At 69.8% G+C, this 16,968-nt stretch carries 17 protein-coding genes; 13 read left to right on the top strand and 4 right to left on the bottom strand.

Features of this window, described 5'->3' with window-relative positions:
• Positions 1 to 52 precede the first annotated feature (52 nt).
• The 5 genes from BST10_RS17785 (at position 53) to BST10_RS17765 (ending at position 4,785) form a co-directional block, all read left to right on the top strand.
• A complete protein-coding gene (locus BST10_RS17785; protein WP_083039550.1) occupies positions 53 to 964 on the top strand; it encodes a DUF58 domain-containing protein in 912 nt (303 codons plus the stop codon).
• 97 nt (positions 965 to 1,061) lie between these two features.
• Complete coding sequence (locus BST10_RS17780) at positions 1,062 to 2,069, top strand: VWA domain-containing protein (protein ID WP_083039505.1); 1,008 nt, start codon at positions 1,062 to 1,064, stop codon at positions 2,067 to 2,069.
• Positions 2,070 to 2,158: 89 nt separating this feature from the next.
• Positions 2,159 to 2,908, top strand: coding sequence for a 3-oxoacyl-ACP reductase FabG1 (fabG1, locus tag BST10_RS17775; protein ID WP_083039503.1), 750 nt, complete (start codon positions 2,159 to 2,161; stop codon positions 2,906 to 2,908).
• Positions 2,909 to 2,932: 24 nt separating this feature from the next.
• Positions 2,933 to 3,742 carry an NADH-dependent enoyl-ACP reductase InhA gene (inhA, locus tag BST10_RS17770; protein ID WP_083039501.1) on the top strand — a complete coding sequence of 270 codons (810 nt, stop codon included), beginning with the start codon at positions 2,933 to 2,935 and terminating at the stop codon, positions 3,740 to 3,742.
• 11 nt (positions 3,743 to 3,753) lie between these two features.
• Positions 3,754 to 4,785: a ferrochelatase gene (locus tag BST10_RS17765; RefSeq protein ID WP_083039499.1), complete on the top strand. Its 1,032-nt coding sequence runs from the start codon at positions 3,754 to 3,756 to the stop codon at positions 4,783 to 4,785.
• Positions 4,786 to 4,803: 18 nt separating this feature from the next.
• Here BST10_RS17765 and BST10_RS17760 read toward each other — a convergent pair whose 3' ends face one another.
• Positions 4,804 to 5,640, bottom strand: coding sequence for a hypothetical protein (locus tag BST10_RS17760; protein ID WP_083039497.1), 837 nt, complete (start codon positions 5,638 to 5,640; stop codon positions 4,804 to 4,806).
• 79 nt (positions 5,641 to 5,719) lie between these two features.
• On the opposite strand from BST10_RS17760, the gene BST10_RS17755 reads away from it, so the two are divergent.
• The 3 genes from BST10_RS17755 to BST10_RS17745 are packed head-to-tail and all read left to right on the top strand — an operon-like array spanning position 5,720 to position 7,699.
• Complete coding sequence (locus BST10_RS17755) at positions 5,720 to 6,154, top strand: NfeD family protein (RefSeq protein WP_083039495.1); 435 nt, start codon at positions 5,720 to 5,722, stop codon at positions 6,152 to 6,154.
• 16 nt (positions 6,155 to 6,170) lie between these two features.
• Positions 6,171 to 7,319 (top strand): SPFH domain-containing protein, encoded by a 1,149-nt coding sequence (locus BST10_RS17750; protein WP_013829159.1) that lies wholly within the window; start codon positions 6,171 to 6,173, stop codon positions 7,317 to 7,319.
• Positions 7,316 to 7,699: a DoxX family protein gene (locus tag BST10_RS17745; protein ID WP_083039493.1), complete on the top strand. Its 384-nt coding sequence runs from the start codon at positions 7,316 to 7,318 to the stop codon at positions 7,697 to 7,699. The genes BST10_RS17750 and BST10_RS17745 overlap by 4 nt, the downstream gene beginning before the upstream one ends.
• 7 nt (positions 7,700 to 7,706) lie before the next feature.
• Here BST10_RS17745 and BST10_RS17740 read toward each other — a convergent pair whose 3' ends face one another.
• From BST10_RS17740 to BST10_RS17730, 3 genes are all read right to left on the bottom strand, one after another.
• Positions 7,707 to 8,405 carry an aquaporin gene (locus BST10_RS17740; RefSeq protein ID WP_083039492.1) on the bottom strand — a complete coding sequence of 233 codons (699 nt, stop codon included), beginning with the start codon at positions 8,403 to 8,405 and terminating at the stop codon, positions 7,707 to 7,709.
• Between the two features lie 180 nt (positions 8,406 to 8,585).
• Entirely contained in the window at positions 8,586 to 9,062 is a 477-nt protein-coding gene (locus tag BST10_RS17735; RefSeq protein WP_083039548.1) for a nitroreductase family deazaflavin-dependent oxidoreductase, read from the bottom strand.
• Positions 9,063 to 9,064: 2 nt separating this feature from the next.
• On the bottom strand, positions 9,065 to 9,835 hold the full coding sequence (locus BST10_RS17730; protein WP_083039490.1) for a TVP38/TMEM64 family protein: 771 nt from the start codon (positions 9,833 to 9,835) through the stop codon (positions 9,065 to 9,067).
• A gap of 164 nt (positions 9,836 to 9,999) precedes the next feature.
• Between BST10_RS17730 and mutA the strand changes: the two genes are divergently transcribed.
• The 5 genes from mutA to BST10_RS17705 form a co-directional block, all read left to right on the top strand.
• On the top strand, positions 10,000 to 11,967 hold the full coding sequence (mutA, locus tag BST10_RS17725; protein ID WP_083039488.1) for a methylmalonyl-CoA mutase small subunit: 1,968 nt from the start codon (positions 10,000 to 10,002) through the stop codon (positions 11,965 to 11,967).
• Positions 11,968 to 11,972: 5 nt separating this feature from the next.
• Positions 11,973 to 14,291 (top strand): methylmalonyl-CoA mutase, encoded by a 2,319-nt coding sequence (gene scpA / locus BST10_RS17720; RefSeq protein ID WP_083039486.1) that lies wholly within the window; start codon positions 11,973 to 11,975, stop codon positions 14,289 to 14,291.
• Complete coding sequence (gene meaB / locus BST10_RS17715) at positions 14,292 to 15,296, top strand: methylmalonyl Co-A mutase-associated GTPase MeaB (protein WP_083039483.1); 1,005 nt, start codon at positions 14,292 to 14,294, stop codon at positions 15,294 to 15,296.
• Positions 15,297 to 15,364: 68 nt separating this feature from the next.
• Positions 15,365 to 16,630, top strand: coding sequence for an esterase/beta-lactamase LipL (gene lipL, locus BST10_RS17710; RefSeq protein ID WP_083039481.1), 1,266 nt, complete (start codon positions 15,365 to 15,367; stop codon positions 16,628 to 16,630).
• Between the two features lie 35 nt (positions 16,631 to 16,665).
• A partial coding sequence (locus tag BST10_RS17705; protein WP_242665673.1) for a thioesterase II family protein occupies positions 16,666 to 16,968 on the top strand: 303 nt, incomplete at its 3' end.

Here is a 16,968-nt window from a genome sequence, read left to right as displayed (position 1 = left end):
CGACACCGGGCAGCAAGCACCAGACCCGGGAACCAGCACCGCACCGCCGTCGATGCTGCGCGGGGGGATCCGCGATCCCAAGCTGGCGGCCGCGCTGCGAACCCTCGAGCTGACCGTCAAACGCAAGCTCGACGGCGTGCTGCACGGCGATCACCTCGGGTTGATCCCCGGCCCGGGCTCCGAGCCGGGCGAATCGCGGCCCTACCAGCCGGGCGACGACGTGCGCCGGATGGACTGGTCGGTCACCGCCCGAACCACCCATCCGCACGTCCGGCAGATGATCGCCGACCGGGAGCTGGAGACCTGGCTGGTCGTCGATATGTCGGCCAGCATGGATTTCGGCACCGCCACCTGTGAGAAGCGCGACCTGGCGGTGGCCGCGGCCGCGGCCATCGTCTACCTCAACAGCGGCGGCGGTAACCGGCTGGGGGCCCTGGTGGCCAACGGCGACCAGGTGCTGCGGGTGCCGGCGCGCTCCGGGCGCAACCACGAGCAGACGCTGCTGCGCACCATCGCCACCACCCCGCGCGCCCCGGCCGGGGTACGCGGCGATCTGGCCGCGGCGATCGACGCGCTGCGCCGGCCGGAACGCCGGCGCGGCATGGCGGTCATCATCAGCGACTTTTTGGGGCCGATCAACTGGATGCGGCCACTGCGCGCGATCGCCGCCCGCCACGAGGTGCTCGGTATCGAGGTGCTCGACCCGCGCGACGTCGAACTGCCCGACGTCGGCGACGTGGTGCTGCAGGACACCGAGTCGGGCGTCACCCGCGAGTTCACCATCGACGCCAAGCTGCGCGACGACTTCGCGCGGGCCGCCGTCGCCCACCGCGCCGATGTCGCGCACGCGTTGCGCAGCTGTGGTGCGCCGTTGTTGTCACTGCGCACCGACCGCGACTGGATCGCCGACATCGTCCGATTCGTCGAGTCCCGCCGGCGCGGCGCGCTGGCGGGCGCGCCGTGATGCTCACCTTCCCCCGGCGAGCAGACGTGAAAGCCCCGATTTCAGCCAGTGAATGGGGGCTTTCGCGACTGTTCGCCGACCAAAAGACAGGTCTGCGATGACATTGCCGCTACTCGGGCCGATGACACTGTCCGGCTTCGCTCACCCATGGTTCTTCCTGTTCCTGTTCGTCGTCATGGGCCTGGTCGCGCTCTACATCCTGATGCAGGTGGCGCGCCAGCGACGGATCCTGCGGTTCGCCAACATGGAGCTGCTGGAGAGCGTGGCCCCCAAATCGCCGACGCGCTGGCGGCACCTGTCGGCGATACTGCTGATCTGCTCGCTGCTGCTGTTCACCGTCGCCATGGCCGGCCCGACCCACGACGTGAAGATTCCGCGCAACCGCGCGGTGGTGATGCTGGTGATCGACGTGTCCCAGTCGATGCGGGCCACCGACGTCGAACCGACCCGGCTGGCTGCGGCGCAGGAGGCCGGCAAGCAGTTCGCCGACGAGCTCACCGCCGGCATCAACCTGGGCCTGATCGCCTACGCCGGCACGGCGACCGTGCTGACCTCGCCCACCACCAACCGGGAGGCCACCAAGGCGGCGATCGACAAGCTGCAGCTGGCCGACCGGACCGCGACCGGGGAGGGTATCTTCACCGCGCTGCAGGCGATCGCCACCGTGGGAGCGGTCATCGGCGGCGGGGACACCCCACCGCCGGCCCGCATCGTGCTGCTGTCCGACGGCAAGGAGACCGTGCCGTCCAACCCGGACAACCCCAAGGGGTCGTTCACCGCGGCGCGTACCGCCAAGGACCAGGGCGTCCCGGTCTCGACCATCTCGTTCGGCACCGCCTACGGCTACGTCGAGATCAACGAGCAGCGCCAGCCGGTGCCCGTCGACGACGACTCGCTAAAGAAGATCGCCGACCTGTCCGGCGGCACCGCCTACACCGCCTCCAGCCTGGCCCAGCTCAAAGAGGTCTACGCGACGCTGCAGGACCAGATCGGCTTCGAAACCATCCGCGGTGACGCCAGCACCGGCTGGCTGCGGCTGGGCTCATTCATCCTGGCGCTGGCCGGGCTGGCCGCGCTGCTGCTGAACCGGCGGCTGCCCGCCTGAGTCGTCCATCATTCACGCTGCGCTCATGGCGCCAAAGTGCGAGTAGGCCGCGCCCTCAGCGCAGCGTCAACGGGTCGATTCGATAGGTTATGCCGGTGACTGACAGCCAAACGCCCGCAGTAAAGCCCCCGTTCGTGTCCCGTTCGGTCCTGGTCACCGGCGGTAACCGGGGGATCGGATTGGCGATCGCGCAGCGGCTGGCCGCCGACGGCCACAAGGTGGCGGTGACCCACCGCGGCTCCGGGGCGCCGGAAGGACTGTTCGGGGTGGTCTGCGATGTCACCGACAACGAGGCCGTCGACCGGGCGTTCAAAGAGGTCGAGGAGCACCAGGGCCCGGTGGAGGTGCTGGTGTCCAACGCCGGTATCTCCAAGGACGCCTTCCTGATGCGCATGACCGAGGAACGCTTCACCGAGGTCATCGACGCCAACCTGACCGGGGCGTTCCGGGTGGCCCAGCGCGCCTGCCGCAGCATGCAGCGCAAGCGGTTCGGCCGGATCATCTTCATCGGTTCCGTGTCGGGCATGTGGGGCATCGGCAACCAGGCCAACTATGCCGCCGCGAAGGCCGGTCTGATCGGCATGGCCCGCTCGATCTCGCGGGAACTGTCCAAGGCGGGCGTCACCGCCAACGTCGTTGCGCCCGGCTACATCGACACCGAGATGACCCGCGCGCTCGACGAGCGGATTCAGGCCGGTGCGCTGGAGTTCATCCCGGCCAAGCGCGTCGGCACCGCCGAAGAGGTCGCCGGGGCGGTCAGCTTCCTGGCGTCGGAGGATGCCGGCTACATCGCCGGCGCGGTGATCCCCGTCGACGGCGGCATGGGCATGGGCCACTGACGCCCCCGAGTGAAAAGGACTGACATGGCAGGCATTCTCGAAGGCAAGCGGATCCTGGTCACCGGGATCATCACCGACTCCTCGATCGCGTTCCACATCGCCAAACAAGCCCAGGAGGCCGGCGCGCAGCTGGTCTGCACCGGCTTCGACCGGCTGCGGCTGATCCAACGCATCATCGATCGGCTCCCGGAGCCGGCGCCGCTGCTGGAACTCGACGTGCAGAACCAGGAGCACCTGGACACGCTGGCCGCACGCGTCACCGAAGTGATCGGGGAGGGCAACAAGCTCGACGGCGTGGTGCACTCGATCGGGTTCATGCCGCAGACCGGCATGGGCGTCAACCCGTTCTTCGACGCCCCGTATGAGGATGTCGCCAAGGGCATCCACATCTCGGCGTATTCCTATGCCTCACTGGCCAAGGCGACGCTGCCGATCATGAACCCCGGCGGGTCGATCGTCGGCATGGACTTCGACCCGACCCGGGCGATGCCGGCCTACAACTGGATGACGGTGGCCAAGAGCGCGCTGGAGTCGGTGAACCGCTTCGTCGCGCGGGAGGCCGGGCCGGCCGGCGTGCGGTCGAATCTGGTTGCGGCCGGCCCGATCCGCACCCTGGCGATGAGCGCCATCGTCGGCGGCGCGCTCGGCGAAGGCGCAGGCGAGCAGATCCGGCTGCTCGAAGAGGGCTGGGATCAGCGTGCCCCGGTCGGCTGGGACATGAAAGATCCCACCCCGGTGGCCAAGACCGTCTGCGCACTGCTGTCGGACTGGCTGCCCGCCACCACCGGCACCGTCATCTACGCCGACGGCGGCGCCCACACCCAGCTGCTCTAAACGGATTCCGGATGGACCTCGACGCCGTCCTGCTGCTGTCCTTCGGCGGACCCGAGGGACCCGAGCAGGTCCGGCCGTTCCTGGAGAACGTCACTCGCGGGCGAAACATCCCGGCGGAGCGACTCGACGCGGTCGCACAGCACTATCTGCACTTCGGCGGGGTGTCGCCGATCAATGCGATCAACCGAGCGCTGGCCGACGCACTGCGCGCCGAATTGCCGGAATTGCCGGTCTATTTCGGTAACCGCAACTGGGAGCCCTTCGTCGAGGACACGGTCGCGGCGATGGCCGATGACGGGGTGCGCCGCGCCGCGGTGTTCGCCACCTCGGCCTGGGGCGGATATTCCGGCTGCGATCAGTACTCGCAAGACATCGCCCGGGCACGGGCCGCCGTTGGTGAGCGCGCCCCGGAACTGATCAAACTGCGCCAGTACTTCGACCATCCGCTGTTCGTGGCGATGTTCGCCGAGGCGATCGGCGCAGCCGCCGCCACGCTGCCGGCCGGTCTGCGAGACGCCGCCCGGCTGGTGTTCACCGCGCACTCGATACCGGTGGCCGCCGACGAACGCTACGGGCGGCGGCTCTACAGCCGCCAGGTCGCTCACGCGACCGCCCTGGTGGCCGCGGCGGCCGGATACACCGACTATGACCAGGTGTGGCAGTCACGCTCCGGGCCGCCGCAGGTGCCCTGGCTGGAGCCCGACGTCGAGGCGCATATCGCCGTGCTCGCCGAATCGGGGATCCGCGCGGTGATCGTGTGCCCCATCGGATTTCTCAGCGACAACATCGAGGTGCTCTGGGATCTCGACACCGAGGTGCAAGAGCAGGCGCAGGCGGCCGGCATCGCCTACGCCCGCGCGGTCACCCCGAACGCGAATCCACGGTTGGCCCGGCTGGTGCGCGGGCTCATCGACGAACTGCGCGACGGCGGCGCACCCCAGCGGCTTGCCGGCCCGGCCGGGTTGGGCTGCGGATTCGGTGTCGATGGGGCGCCGTGCGGGGCGGCGCACTGCGCCGTGGACGTGGCACCCCCGGTTCGTTAGCGGGTCGCCGCCGCGGAGCTACCGCCAGGCCGACTGCAGGATCGCGGTCACCGCGGCGCTGCGCGCCGAGCGCACCACCGCGGCCAGCGGCCGCACGGCGTCGGCCGCGCTCTGCACCGCGCTCGAGGAGTACGCGGTGGCGGTGAGCAGATCGGCGCTGACGGTGATGATCGCCTCGACATGGGCGGCGCTTTGCAGCACCCGCACCGCACGCCTCGGCGCGTGATCTGGAACGCGGTGCAGCGCAGCGGCTTCCAGCATCTGTTCGACCCGGAGGCGGGGGTCTTCGACGCCGTAGTCGGCCCAGCGCGAACCGGTCGACCCCAACGCCTCGGCGGCCGTTCGGACCGCCGACCGCAACGCATACTCGGCGTCGCCGAGGTCGTGGTGCTCGGGCACCGGCATCCCGGTCAGCGGGTAGGCGGTCCAGGACAGTTCGGTCACGGGTTCGCCGGGGGAGTCGCCGTCTTCGATGTAGAGCGGCACCAGTCCGACCGCAGTTGCGGAGTCCGGGCCCCCGATCAGCACTCCCTCGCCGGCGACCACAGCCTCACGGGCGAACACGGTTCCGACCGGCAGCCCGCGCACGTCGCCGGGGACCGGAAACACCGGCTGGATGGCCGACCCGGCCGCCGGGGCGGCCGCCCCGCGCACCAGCTGCAGCAAGGAGACCGCGCCTGCCTCGGGCCCGCCGGACCAGGCCCACCCGGATTCACCGATGCTGATCGCGTCATAAGCGGCCACCGATTGCACTGGCGCCCAAGCCGATAGTGCGTCCAACAGATCGTCGGGCGCCGCCTGGCCGGCAAGCCAGGCGTTGGCCCACACCGATAGCGAGACACTCGGGCACCACATGATGCAAGGCAGTGTAATTGCCGGAACCGGCTGCCCCGGTCCGCACGGCCACGAGTGATTCTCAAGCTATCCTGGCCGCATGTCGGCTGCGCTGGTCTGGTTGGTCTTCGCACTCGGACTCGCCGGTGCCGAGGCGCTCACCGGCGACATGTTCCTGCTGATGCTGTCCGGCGGGGCGCTGTCGGCGGCCGGGGCCAGCTGGTTGACGGGCTGGCCGCTGTGGACCGACGGCGCGGTCTTCCTGGTGGTCTCGGTGCTGCTGCTGGTGCTGGTGCGCCCCGCCTTGCGGCGGCGACTGTGGGCCGGTGCGGGCGCTGAAACCGGGGTGCGGGCCCTGCAGGGCAGGACCGCGCTGGTGCTCGACCGCGTCGAACAACACGGCGGCCAGGTGAAGCTCGACGGTGAGGTGTGGACGGCGCGCCCGCTGACCGACGGCGAGGTCTTCGAGCCGGGCGAGCAGGTCACCGTGATGCACATCGACGGGGCCACCGCGGTGGTCAGCAAGGTCTTGTAGAGAAAGGGGAGTGCTCATGGAAGGCGCTACGACCGGCCTGGTGTTGCTGGCGGTACTGGTGATCTTCGCGGCGATCGTGGTCGCCAAATCGGTGGCGCTGATTCCCCAGGCGGAGGCGGCGGTGATCGAACGCCTGGGCCGCTACAGCCGCACGGTCAGCGGCCAGTTGACCCTGCTGGTGCCGTTCATCGATCGGGTGCGCGCCCGCATCGACCTGCGTGAACGGGTGGTGTCGTTCCCCCCGCAGCCGGTGATCACCGAGGACAACCTGACGCTGAACATCGACACCGTCGTCTACTTCCAGGTCACCAACCCCAAGGCCGCGGTGTATGAGATCAGCAACTACATCGTCGGCGTCGAGCAGTTGACCACCACCACGCTGCGCAACGTCGTCGGCGGGATGACACTGGAGCAGACGCTGACCTCGCGTGAGGTGATCAACAGCCAGCTGCGTGGCGTGCTCGACGAGGCGACCGGCCGCTGGGGACTGCGGGTGGCCCGGGTGGAGCTCCGCAGCATCGATCCGCCGCCCTCGATCCAGGCATCGATGGAGAAGCAGATGAAGGCGGACCGGGAGAAGCGAGCGATGATCCTCACCGCCGAGGGGCAGCGGGAAGCCGCGATCAAGCAGGCCGAGGGGGAGAAGCAAGCCGAGATCCTCACCGCCGAGGGCGCCAAACAGGCGTCGATCCTGGCCGCCGAGGGCGAGCGGCAATCCCGGATGCTGCGGGCCCAGGGCGAGCGGGCCGCGGCCTACCTGCAAGCGCAGGGCCAGGCCAAGGCCATCGAGAAGACCTTCGCGGCGATCAAGGCCGGCCGGCCCACGCCCGAGCTACTGGCCTACCAGTACCTGCAGGTGCTGCCGGAGATGGCCCGCGGTGAGGCCAACAAGGTCTGGGTGGTGCCCAGCGACTTCGGCAGCGCGTTGCAGGGCTTCACCAAGCTGCTGGGAGCACCGGACGAGGACGGCGTCTTCCGCTACCAGCCGTCGCCGGTCGACGACACCCCGGCGCGTCCGGAAGACGACAGCGAAGAGGTCGCCGACTGGTTCACCACCCAGACCGACCCGGCGATCGCACAGGCGGTCGCCAAGGCCGAGGCCGATGCGCGCAAGCCGGTCGAGGGGGCGATACTGCCACCCCAGCTCGATCCCGGCATGGCGTGAGCGCGCTGACCGCCAGGCCCACCTACGCGGCGCTGGCCGCGTTCCTCGCGGGTGATGCGGTGGCATCGGCGATCCCGGTGCCCTATGTCGCCAAGAACATGGATGCCATGCGCATCCCGCCCCAGATCCGTTGGGCCGTTCCGGTGGCCAAGGCCGCCGCCGCGCTGGGACTGGGATCGGTGTTCCGCTTCCCGGGTGTCGCCCGCGCCACCACCGCGATGCTGACGGCGTATTTCGCCGGGGCGCTCGGCATCCAGCTGCGGGTACGCAATCGCGCGGCGAACATCGTTCCAGCGGTGCTGCTGCTGGCCGTGTTCGCCGTCATGACGGTGCAGGGCCCGCACACCGCGAGCAGCGGCGTACGGGCCCTGGAGCCGTAACGAGTCGTCAACCCCTGCGGGTCGCGGTGTGGTCGTGGCGGTGGGCGGTGTGCTCGTCGAGGCTGGTGGCCTTGTAGGCGTAGGCGGCCACCACCGCGCCGAGCACCTGGGCCAGCAGGTAGACCCAGAGGAACTTCCAGGCGAAGACGCCCGACAGCATCAGCCCGAAGGTGATGGCCGGGTTGAACGCGGCACCGGAGATGGCGCCGACCGCCACCACCCCGACCGTCACGATGAACCCGATCGCCAGACCGTAGAAGCTATTGCCGGCGCTGTCTTTGCTGGTTGCGGTATGCAACACCACGTAGCAGAGCGCGAAGGTGAACACCAATTCGGCCAGGAATGCCGGCCAGACGGCCCCGCTCAGATCAAGGGTGCCGGGGGAGTACTTGTCGTGCCACAACCCGAAACCCACTCCGAATGCGGCGAGGGCGCCGACCAACTGGGCGACGATGTAGGGCCCGAGATCGCCCAATGGCAGCGCGCCCCGCAAATAGGCCGCGATCGACACCGCCGGGTTCAGGTGGCCTCCCGATATATGCCCACTGGCGTACACCATCACCATCAGCACAGCACCGATGCCCAGCGCGACGGCGGCGGGGCATTCGGTTCCGGAGAGCAGGATGCCGATCACCGCGAACATGAAAACGAACGTGCCGATCATTTCGGTCAAATACTTGCGCACCGCGGCGTTGCGATCAGCCATTGATTCGGTCCCTTCGATCCGTCGAGCACCCCTCGAATTCGTGCCGTACCGGCACCTGACACCAACGAATACTTTAACGGGGGCTTACACATTTTCTCGATGTGCGGATGCCGGTTTACACCGAATTGTTGCCGGATTGGGGAGGCCTTCGTGTTATTTGCCAGGACGCGTCGTGCCAGGTCATCGGTCCAGCCGCAACTCGACCATCGGCAGCGCCGTGTCGGTCGCGCTGACCGGGGTGCCCAACGTCCGTTCGAGCACCGCGCTGAACTGCTCCCAGCTGCGGGGGTGGCGCCCGATGTAGTCGCCCAGCACCCGGTCCGCCTCGTGCTGATCCAATACCCGTGCGGTCGCCGGTGCGGGCGCCCGGCTGCCGGCGTAGACCCGTACCCGCGGGTCGGCGGTGACGTTGCGGAACCACTGGGCCCGGTCCCCGAAACCCGAGGCGACGACGTAGCTGTCAGCGGGATTGCCGCGGGCTTCGAGAACCTCCAGCACGACGTGGCGGCGCGCACCGGTGTTGCGCCCGATGTGCTCGAGCATCAGCAGCCGGCCCCCGAGCAGGCCGCCGAGGCGTGCCCGGTACAGCCAGATCGGCGCCCGCGTCAGCCGCCTCGATCGCAGGAGCCGGCTGGCGGCCTCGGCGAGGATGGACATGTTCAGCACGTCACTGCCGGCTCGGCGGCCTCGGCGGCCTCGGCGATGGCGCTGGTATCGCATGCGCCCCGGTGGCGGCGGTGGCTGCGCACTTCATACACCAGCAGTGCCACCCCGACCGCGGCCGTGCACGCCGACACGGCGAACAGCTGCGGGCTCACATCGCCGGTGAGGGCGTCGCCCAGCACCACCACCGCGGCAGTGCCCGGTAGCAACCCGATCAGGGTGGCCACCGTGTACGGCAGCAATCGCACCGCCGACGCGCCGGCGGCATAGTTGATCACCGAGAACGGGATCGCCGGAATCAACCGCAGCGACACCACCGCCGGCCAGCCGCGCTCGCGCAGCCGGGCGTCCAGCGAGTGCATCCGCGGATGACGCACCACCCGGCTCAGCTGCCAACCGAACACCCGCATCAGGATCAGCGCCGTCACGGCGCTCAGCGCGCTGGCCGACACCGCCAGCACGATGCCCAGCCAGGGCCCGAACAGCAGGCCGGCGGCGAGTGTGAAGGCGGTACGGGGGAACGGAAGCACGGTGACCACGGTGTGCGCGGTCAGAAACGCCAGCGGAAACCACGGGCCGAGCGTCTGCGCCCAGTCCCGCAACTGCACGGCGGTGGGCACCGGGACCAACAGTGCCACCGCGACCAGTGTCACGATCACCGCCGTGGTCAACGCCAATCGCCACACCGCCACCTGGCGGGCGATGGTCACCAGTGCCGGCCAGGCGCTGCGCAGCGCCTGCGGGATTCCGGTCGCGGCGGTCTTCACGGCCCTCAGGGTACGGCCCGATGGTTAACGAATTGCGTCGCACGACGGCAGTTTTGGCGTCCGGCGCACCTCCGCCGCACCCGTCGAGCGCCATCATTTAGCCTGGTTAACACGTGCCGAGTAGCGATCCATCAGTTACTCACGAGTAATAACAGGAGTCGCCGGTGTCCATCGACGTGTCCGCAGAACCCGCCGGCATGGAGGAAGCCCGGGCCCGCTGGCGTGCCGCGGTGGCCGGGGTGCTGGCCAAGAGCTCGCGCCGCGAACCGGCCGATATCGACTCCGAGACCGGCGGCGAGCCCGAGCGGCTGTTGGACACCCCGGTAGCGGGGCCGGACGGCTTCGCGATCCGGGCGCTCTACACCGGCTTCGATGCGCTGCCGGAGCAGCCGCTGCCCGGCCGGTGGCCCTACGTGCGCGGCGCCGACGCGCTGCGCGACGTCAACAGCGGCTGGAAGGTCGCCGAGCGTTTCCCCGGCAACGGGCCGGCGACGGGGGCCGACGTCAACGGTGTGGTGCTGGGCGCCCTGACCGAAGGGGTCAGCGCGCTGGTGGTGCGGGTCGGCGACGGTGGTTCAGCGAGCCTCGACGAAGGAGAGGCGAAGCTGGGACCACCGCATAGGCCCGGCGGCGTTCCGGCCGATGAGCTGCGGCGGGTCTTCGACGACGTCTACCTGCAGTTGGTCCCGGTGCTCCTCGATGGCGCCGGAGCCGGTGACTACACCGCCGCGGCCGACACCATGCTGGCGCTGGTCGACGGTCTCGACCCGGACAACCGTGCCAACCTGTCGCTGGATCTGGGCGCCGACCCGCTGATCGCCGCCCTGACCGGGGTGCCGGCTCCGGCGATCGACGAGGTGGTCGCCGTGGCGGCGCGCACCGCCGGCAACCGCGGTGTCCGCGCGATCGCCGTCAACGGGCCGGCGGTGCACAACCTGGGCGCCGGTGCGGCCGGCGAATTGGCCGCCGGCCTGGCGGCCGCGGTTGCCTACCTGCGGGCGCTCACCGACGCCGGCCTGCCGATCGCCGACGCCATCGGTCAGATCGGTTTCCGGCTCGCCGCCGACGACGACCAGTTCATGACGATCGCCAAAATCCGGGCGGCGCGCCAGCTGTGGGCGCGGGTGGCCGAGGTGGCCGGGGCGCCGGAGGCCGGCGCCGCCGTCGTCCATGCCGAGACATCGTTGGCGATGATGACGCAACGCGACCCGTGGGTGAACATGCTGCGGACCACGCTGGCCGCGTTCGGGGCGGGCGTGGGCGGCGCGGACACCGTCCTGGTGTGGCCGTTCGACAGCGCCATCAACGGCGGCCAGCCCGGCGCCTCGGCCGCCTTCTCCCGGCGCATCGCCCGCAACACCCAGCTGCTGCTGCTCGAGGAATCGCACCTGGGCCAGGTGCTGGACCCGGCCGGCGGCTCCTGGTTCGTCGAGGATCTCACCGAGCAGCTGGCGCAACAGGCGTGGCGGCAGTTCCAGGAGATCGAGGCGCTCGGGGGATTCGAAGCCGCCCGCGAACACATCGCCGAGCGGATCGCCGGCGTCGCCGCGGCCCGGGCCGAGGACATCGCGCACCGGCGCAACGCGATCACCGGGGTCAACGAGTACCCCAACCTGGCCGAGCCGCCGTTGCCGCCATCGGCGACCGAGGCCACCCAGCCGGGATTGCGACGCTACGCCGCGCAGTTCGAGGCGCTGCGCGACCGCTCCGACGCGTACCTGGCCCGCACCGGCGCCCGGCCGCAGGTGCTGCTGTTGCCGCTGGGCCCGATGGCGGAGCACAACGTCCGGACGACGTTTGCCGCCAACCTGCTGGCCTCCGGCGGCATCGACGTGGTCAACCCCGGCACGGTGGACGCCGACGGATTGGCAGCGGCAGTGGAACGCGCCGGCTTGCCGGCCGGGTCGCCGACCGTGGCGGTGGTGTGTGGCAGCGACGCCCGGTACGGCGCCGAAGCCGCCGGGATCATCGCAGCCGCCCGCTCCGCCGGGATCGAGCGGGTCTACCTGGCAGGACCGGCGAAAGCACTGGCGGCCAACGCCGACCCCGACCCGAAGCCGGACGACTACCTGACCATGAAAATTGATGCGGTGCAGGCGTTGTCGGACCTACTTACCCGATTGGGGGCTTGAGAACCATGACCGCCAGCACCTCACACAGCACCCTCGGCAGCTTCGCTGACGTCGCGCTGCACGGGGATCAGCACAGCGCACCGGTGGCTGAAGTCTCTGCGACCGCCGTCGCCGAGCACGTCGCGGCCGCCGCGGCCGCTCACGGCTACACACCCGAGCAGCTGGAGTGGCATACCCCGGAAGGCATCGCGGTCAAGCCGGTCTACACCGCCGCCGATCGCGCCGCCGTGCTCGCCGACGGCTACCCGCTGGACAGCTTCCCCGGCGAGGCTCCGTTCGTTCGCGGGCCGTATCCGACGATGTACGTCAACCAGCCGTGGACGATCCGCCAATACGCCGGGTTCTCCACCGCCGCGGACTCCAATGCCTTCTATCGGCGCAACCTCGCGGCCGGGCAGAAGGGCCTGTCGGTGGCGTTCGACCTGGCCACCCACCGCGGCTACGACTCGGATCATCCCCGGGTGCAGGGCGACGTCGGAATGGCCGGTGTGGCAATCGATTCCATCCTCGACATGCGGCAATTGTTCGACGGGATCGACCTGAGCGCGGTCAGCGTGTCGATGACGATGAACGGTGCGGTGCTGCCGATTCTGGCGCTGTACGTGGTGGCCGCCGAGGAGCAGGGGGTGCCGCCGGAGAAGCTGGCCGGCACCATCCAGAACGACATCCTCAAAGAGTTCATGGTCCGCAACACCTACATCTACCCGCCGAAGCCGTCGATGCGGATCATCTCCGACATCTTCGGCTACACCAGCGCCAAGATGCCCAAGTTCAACTCGATCTCGATCTCGGGCTACCACATCCAGGAGGCCGGTGCCACAGCCGATCTGGAGTTGGCCTACACGCTGGCCGACGGGGTGGACTACATCAAGGCCGGCCTGGACGCCGGCCTGGACATCGACAAGTTCGCGCCCCGGTTGTCGTTCTTCTGGGGCATCGGGATGAACTTCTTCATGGAGGTCGCCAAGCTGCGTGCCGGCCGGCTGCTGTGGAGTGAGCTGGTCGCGCAATTCAACCCGAAGAATCCGAAATCGCTGTCGCTGCGTACCCATTCGCAGACCTCGGGGTGGTCGCTGACCGCCCAGGACGTCTACAACAACGTGGCCCGCACCTGCATCGAGGCGATGGCCGCCACTCAGGGTCACACCCAATCGCTGCACACCAACGCCCTCGATGAGGCGCTGGCACTGCCCACCGACTTCTCCGCCCGCATCGCCCGCAACACCCAGTTGCTGCTGCAACAGGAATCGGGCACCACCCGGCCGATCGACCCGTGGGGCGGGTCCTATTACGTGGAGTGGCTCACCCACCAGCTGGCACAGCGGGCCCGCGCCCACATCGAGGAAGTGGCAGCCCACGGTGGCATGGCCCAGGCCATCAGCGACGGCATCCCGAAGCTGCGCATCGAGGAGGCCGCCGCCCGTACCCAGGCGCGCATCGACTCCGGGCGCCAGCCGCTGATCGGCGTCAACAAATACCAGGTCGCCGAGGACACCGAGATCGAGGTGCTCAAGGTCGAGAACAGCCGGGTGCGCGCCGAACAGCTGGCCAAACTGGAGCAGCTGCGCGCCGAGCGTGACGAGGCGGCCTGCCAGGCGGCGCTGGCCGAGTTGACCCGGGCGGCCGGAACGCAGGGCGCGGCAGGGGAGGACGGGCTGGGCAACAACCTGCTGGCGCTGGCCATCGACGCCGCCCGGGCCAAGGCCACCCTCGGGGAGATCTCCGATGCGCTGGAGAAGGTTTACGGGCGCCACCAGGCCGAGATCCGTACCATCTCAGGCGTCTACCGTGACGAAGTCGGGAAAGGCAGCAACATCTCTAGTGCAACCGCCCTGGTGGAGAAGTTCGCCGAAGCCGACGGCCGCCGGCCTCGCATCCTGATCGCCAAGATGGGGCAGGACGGGCACGACCGGGGCCAGAAGGTCATCGCCACCGCGTTCGCCGACATCGGATTCGACGTCGACGTCGGCGCGCTGTTCTCCACCCCCGACGAGGTGGCGCGGCAGGCCGCCGACAACGACGTGCATGTGGTCGGGGTGTCATCGCTGGCGGCCGGGCACCTGACGCTGGTGCCGGCGCTGCGCGACGCGTTGGCCGAGGTGGGCCGGCCCGACATCATGATCGTGGTGGGCGGGGTGATCCCGCCCGGCGACTTCGACGAGCTCTATGCCGCCGGGGCGACCGCGATCTTCCCGCCGGGCACGGTGATCGCCGACGCCGCCGCGGACCTGTTGCAGACGCTCGCGTCGCAGCGAGGCTATGTCCTCGATGAGGTCCTTGATGAGCTCGGCGAGCCGGACGGACCGGTCGCAGACCAGAAATAGATGGCTGACAACATGGGCGACAGCGTCGCCGACTTGGCGGCCGCGGTGCGCGCCGGTGATCGATCCGTGCTGCCGCGGGCCATCACACTGGTCGAGTCCACCCGCGCCGATCACCGCGAGCAGGCTCAGGAATTGCTGCTGGCGCTGTCGCCCGGACAGCAGGCGGACCCCGGCTCGACAGCCCGGCGGGTGGGGATCACCGGAGTTCCCGGGGTCGGCAAGTCGACGACGATCGAGGCGCTCGGAATGCATCTCATCGAGCGCGGCCACCGGGTCGCGGTGCTTGCGGTCGACCCGTCCTCGACGCGCACCGGCGGTTCGATCCTGGGCGACAAGACCCGGATGCAGCGGCTGGCGGCACACCCGGACGCCTATATCCGCCCGTCGCCGACGTCGGGCACCCTGGGCGGCGTCGCCAAGGCCACCCGCGAGACCGTGGTGCTGCTGGAGGCCGCCGGCTTCGACGTGATCCTCATCGAGACCGTCGGCGTCGGCCAGTCCGAGGTGACGGTCGCGGGCATGGTCGACACCTTCGTCTTCTTGACGCTGGCCCGTACCGGCGATCAGTTGCAGGGCATCAAGAAGGGTGTGCTGGAGCTAGCCGACCTCGTGGTGGTCAACAAGGCCGACGGCGAGCATCTCGCCGAGGCGCGGCTGGCCGCGCGAGAGCTGTCGGCCGCGATCCGGCTCATCTATCCGCGTGAAACCCTGTGGCGGCCACCGGTTCTGACGATGAGCGCGGTCGAGGGCAGCGGGCTGGCGGAAGTCTGGGATGCCATCGAGCGGCACCGGCAGACCTTGATCGACGCCGGCGAATTCGAATCCCGGCGCCGCGCCCAGCAGGTGGACTGGACCCGGCAGCTGGTGGCCGACGCGGTGCTGGAACGGGCGCTGTCGGACCCGGCGGTGCGCGCGGTGCGCGCCGAGGCCGAACGGCAGGTGCTCAGCGGTGATCTGACCCCCGCGCTGGCCGCCCAGCGAATCCTCGACGCCATCTGGCATTAGCCGGCTCGGGCCCCGACTCGCGCGGTAACACGGCTTATGCGCGCCGGCCGCGAGGTAGATTCCCAGCCATGACGCAGCATCCCGGCGCTCGCCGCAGCGCGCTTCCGGCGAACGTCCACGGCGCGGCCGACCCGAACTTTGCCTGTGCCGTGCGCGCTTTCGCCGCGATGTTCCCCGGTCGCCGTTACGGCGGCGGCGCCCTGGCGGTGTACCTGGACGGCCGGCCGGTCGTCGACGTGTGGACCGGGTGGTCGGACCGCGCGGGCCGGGTGCCCTGGTCGGTCGACACCGGCGCCATGGTGTTCTCGGCGACCAAGGGTGCCGCATCGACGGTCATCCACCGGCTGGTTGACCGGGGCCTGATCGACTACGACGTGCCGGTCGCGCAGTACTGGCCGGAGTTCGGCGCCAACGGCAAGTCCGGGATCACCGTCCGGCAGCTGCTGGGCCACCGGGTCGGGCTGACCCAGCTGCAGGGCGCCAGCAGGGCGGACCTACTCGACCACACCACGATGGAGGCCCGGATGGCGGCCGCGGCGCCGGGACGCGAATTCGGCAAGCCCGCCTATCATGCGCTGACCTACGGCTGGCTGATGTCCGGGCTGGCCCGGGCGGTCACCGGTACCGGCATGCGTGAGCTGTTTCGCGCCGAGCTGGCCGCGCCGCTGAACACCGACGGCCTGCATCTGGGCCGTCCGCCCGCTGCCTGCCCGACCGTCGCCGCGGAGATCATCATGCCGCAGCGCAGCCGGCGGAACCCGATCGTCGACTTCGTGGCACCCAAGGCGGCCGCCATGCTGCCGTACGGGGGATTCGGCGCGTTCTACTTCCCCGGGGTGATGGACACCGTGCGCGGCGACGTCCCGTTCCTGGACACCGAGGCGGCCTCGCTCAACGGTGTGGCCACCGCACGGGGATTGGCGCGCCTCTACGGTGCGCTGGCCAACGGTGGGCAGCTCGACGGCACCCGGTTCCTGTCGCGCCGGCTGGTGGACGGTCTGACCGGTCGGCGCACCCTCGAATGGGACCGCACCGTCGGCGTTCCGCTGGCCTTCCACCTCGGCTATCACGCGATCCCGTTCGGCCAGGTGATGCCCGGCTTCGGCCATGTCGGGCTGGGCGGCTCGATGGGCTGGGCCGATCCGGCGACCGGGCTGGCGTTCGGATTCGTGCACAACCGGCTGCTGACCCCGTTCGTCGCGCTGGATCATGCGGGGTTCGTCGGGGTGGCCGCGCTGGTCCGCCGCGCCGTCGCGAGTGGACGTCGGCGGGGGATCGACGCGGTCCCGCTGCTGGGAGCCCCGTTCGGCGACGCGGCGGCGGCAATCGGGTAGCGGGGCGACCGACGGCGACCGCTAATGTTGCGCGAGTGACTGACCGTACGCCGAAGCTCTACATCTTCCCGCACGCCGGCGGATCGCCGCAGTACTACCTTCCTTTCTCCAAAGCGTTCACCGCCGACGTCAAACGCATCGGAGTGCAGTACCCCGGCAAGGGCGGTAACCACGACCTCGGCGCCTTCACCAGTATCGAGGACCTCGCCGACCGGGTCTGCGAGAAGCTGGCTCCGCCGGCCGACGAGTGCGCCGCCTTCTTCGGCCCAGGGGGCCACCTTGTCGGCGGTCGCGACGTCGTCTTCGTCGCCGTGGAAAGCGACGATGGGGCACGACAC

The organism is Mycolicibacter algericus DSM 45454, from assembly GCF_002086455.1.
Classification (GTDB): Bacteria; Actinomycetota; Actinomycetes; order Mycobacteriales; family Mycobacteriaceae; genus Mycobacterium; species Mycobacterium algericum.
This window is presented reverse-complemented; position numbering and strand designations above follow the sequence as displayed.

What these genes read in the sequence shown, in the direction of transcription:
- lipL (WP_083039481.1), top strand. Translation starts at nt 15,365, where the DNA reads ATGACGCAGCATCCCGGCGCTCGCCGCAGCGCGCTTCCGGCGAACGTC.
- BST10_RS17780 (WP_083039505.1), top strand. Translation starts at nt 1,062, where the DNA reads ATGACATTGCCGCTACTCGGGCCGATGACACTGTCCGGCTTCGCTCAC.
- fabG1 (WP_083039503.1), top strand. Translation starts at nt 2,159, where the DNA reads ATGCCGGTGACTGACAGCCAAACGCCCGCAGTAAAGCCCCCGTTCGTG.
- BST10_RS17755 (WP_083039495.1), top strand. Translation starts at nt 5,720, where the DNA reads ATGTCGGCTGCGCTGGTCTGGTTGGTCTTCGCACTCGGACTCGCCGGT.
- scpA (WP_083039486.1), top strand. Translation starts at nt 11,973, where the DNA reads ATGACCGCCAGCACCTCACACAGCACCCTCGGCAGCTTCGCTGACGTC.
- BST10_RS17750 (WP_013829159.1), top strand. Translation starts at nt 6,171, where the DNA reads ATGGAAGGCGCTACGACCGGCCTGGTGTTGCTGGCGGTACTGGTGATC.
- BST10_RS17760 (WP_083039497.1), bottom strand. Translation starts at nt 5,640, where the DNA reads ATGTGGTGCCCGAGTGTCTCGCTATCGGTGTGGGCCAACGCCTGGCTT.
- BST10_RS17735 (WP_083039548.1), bottom strand. Translation starts at nt 9,062, where the DNA reads ATGTCCATCCTCGCCGAGGCCGCCAGCCGGCTCCTGCGATCGAGGCGG.
- BST10_RS17740 (WP_083039492.1), bottom strand. Translation starts at nt 8,405, where the DNA reads ATGGCTGATCGCAACGCCGCGGTGCGCAAGTATTTGACCGAAATGATC.
- BST10_RS17785 (WP_083039550.1), top strand. Translation starts at nt 53, where the DNA reads ATGCTGCGCGGGGGGATCCGCGATCCCAAGCTGGCGGCCGCGCTGCGA.
- meaB (WP_083039483.1), top strand. Translation starts at nt 14,292, where the DNA reads ATGGCTGACAACATGGGCGACAGCGTCGCCGACTTGGCGGCCGCGGTG.
- inhA (WP_083039501.1), top strand. Translation starts at nt 2,933, where the DNA reads ATGGCAGGCATTCTCGAAGGCAAGCGGATCCTGGTCACCGGGATCATC.
- BST10_RS17765 (WP_083039499.1), top strand. Translation starts at nt 3,754, where the DNA reads ATGGACCTCGACGCCGTCCTGCTGCTGTCCTTCGGCGGACCCGAGGGA.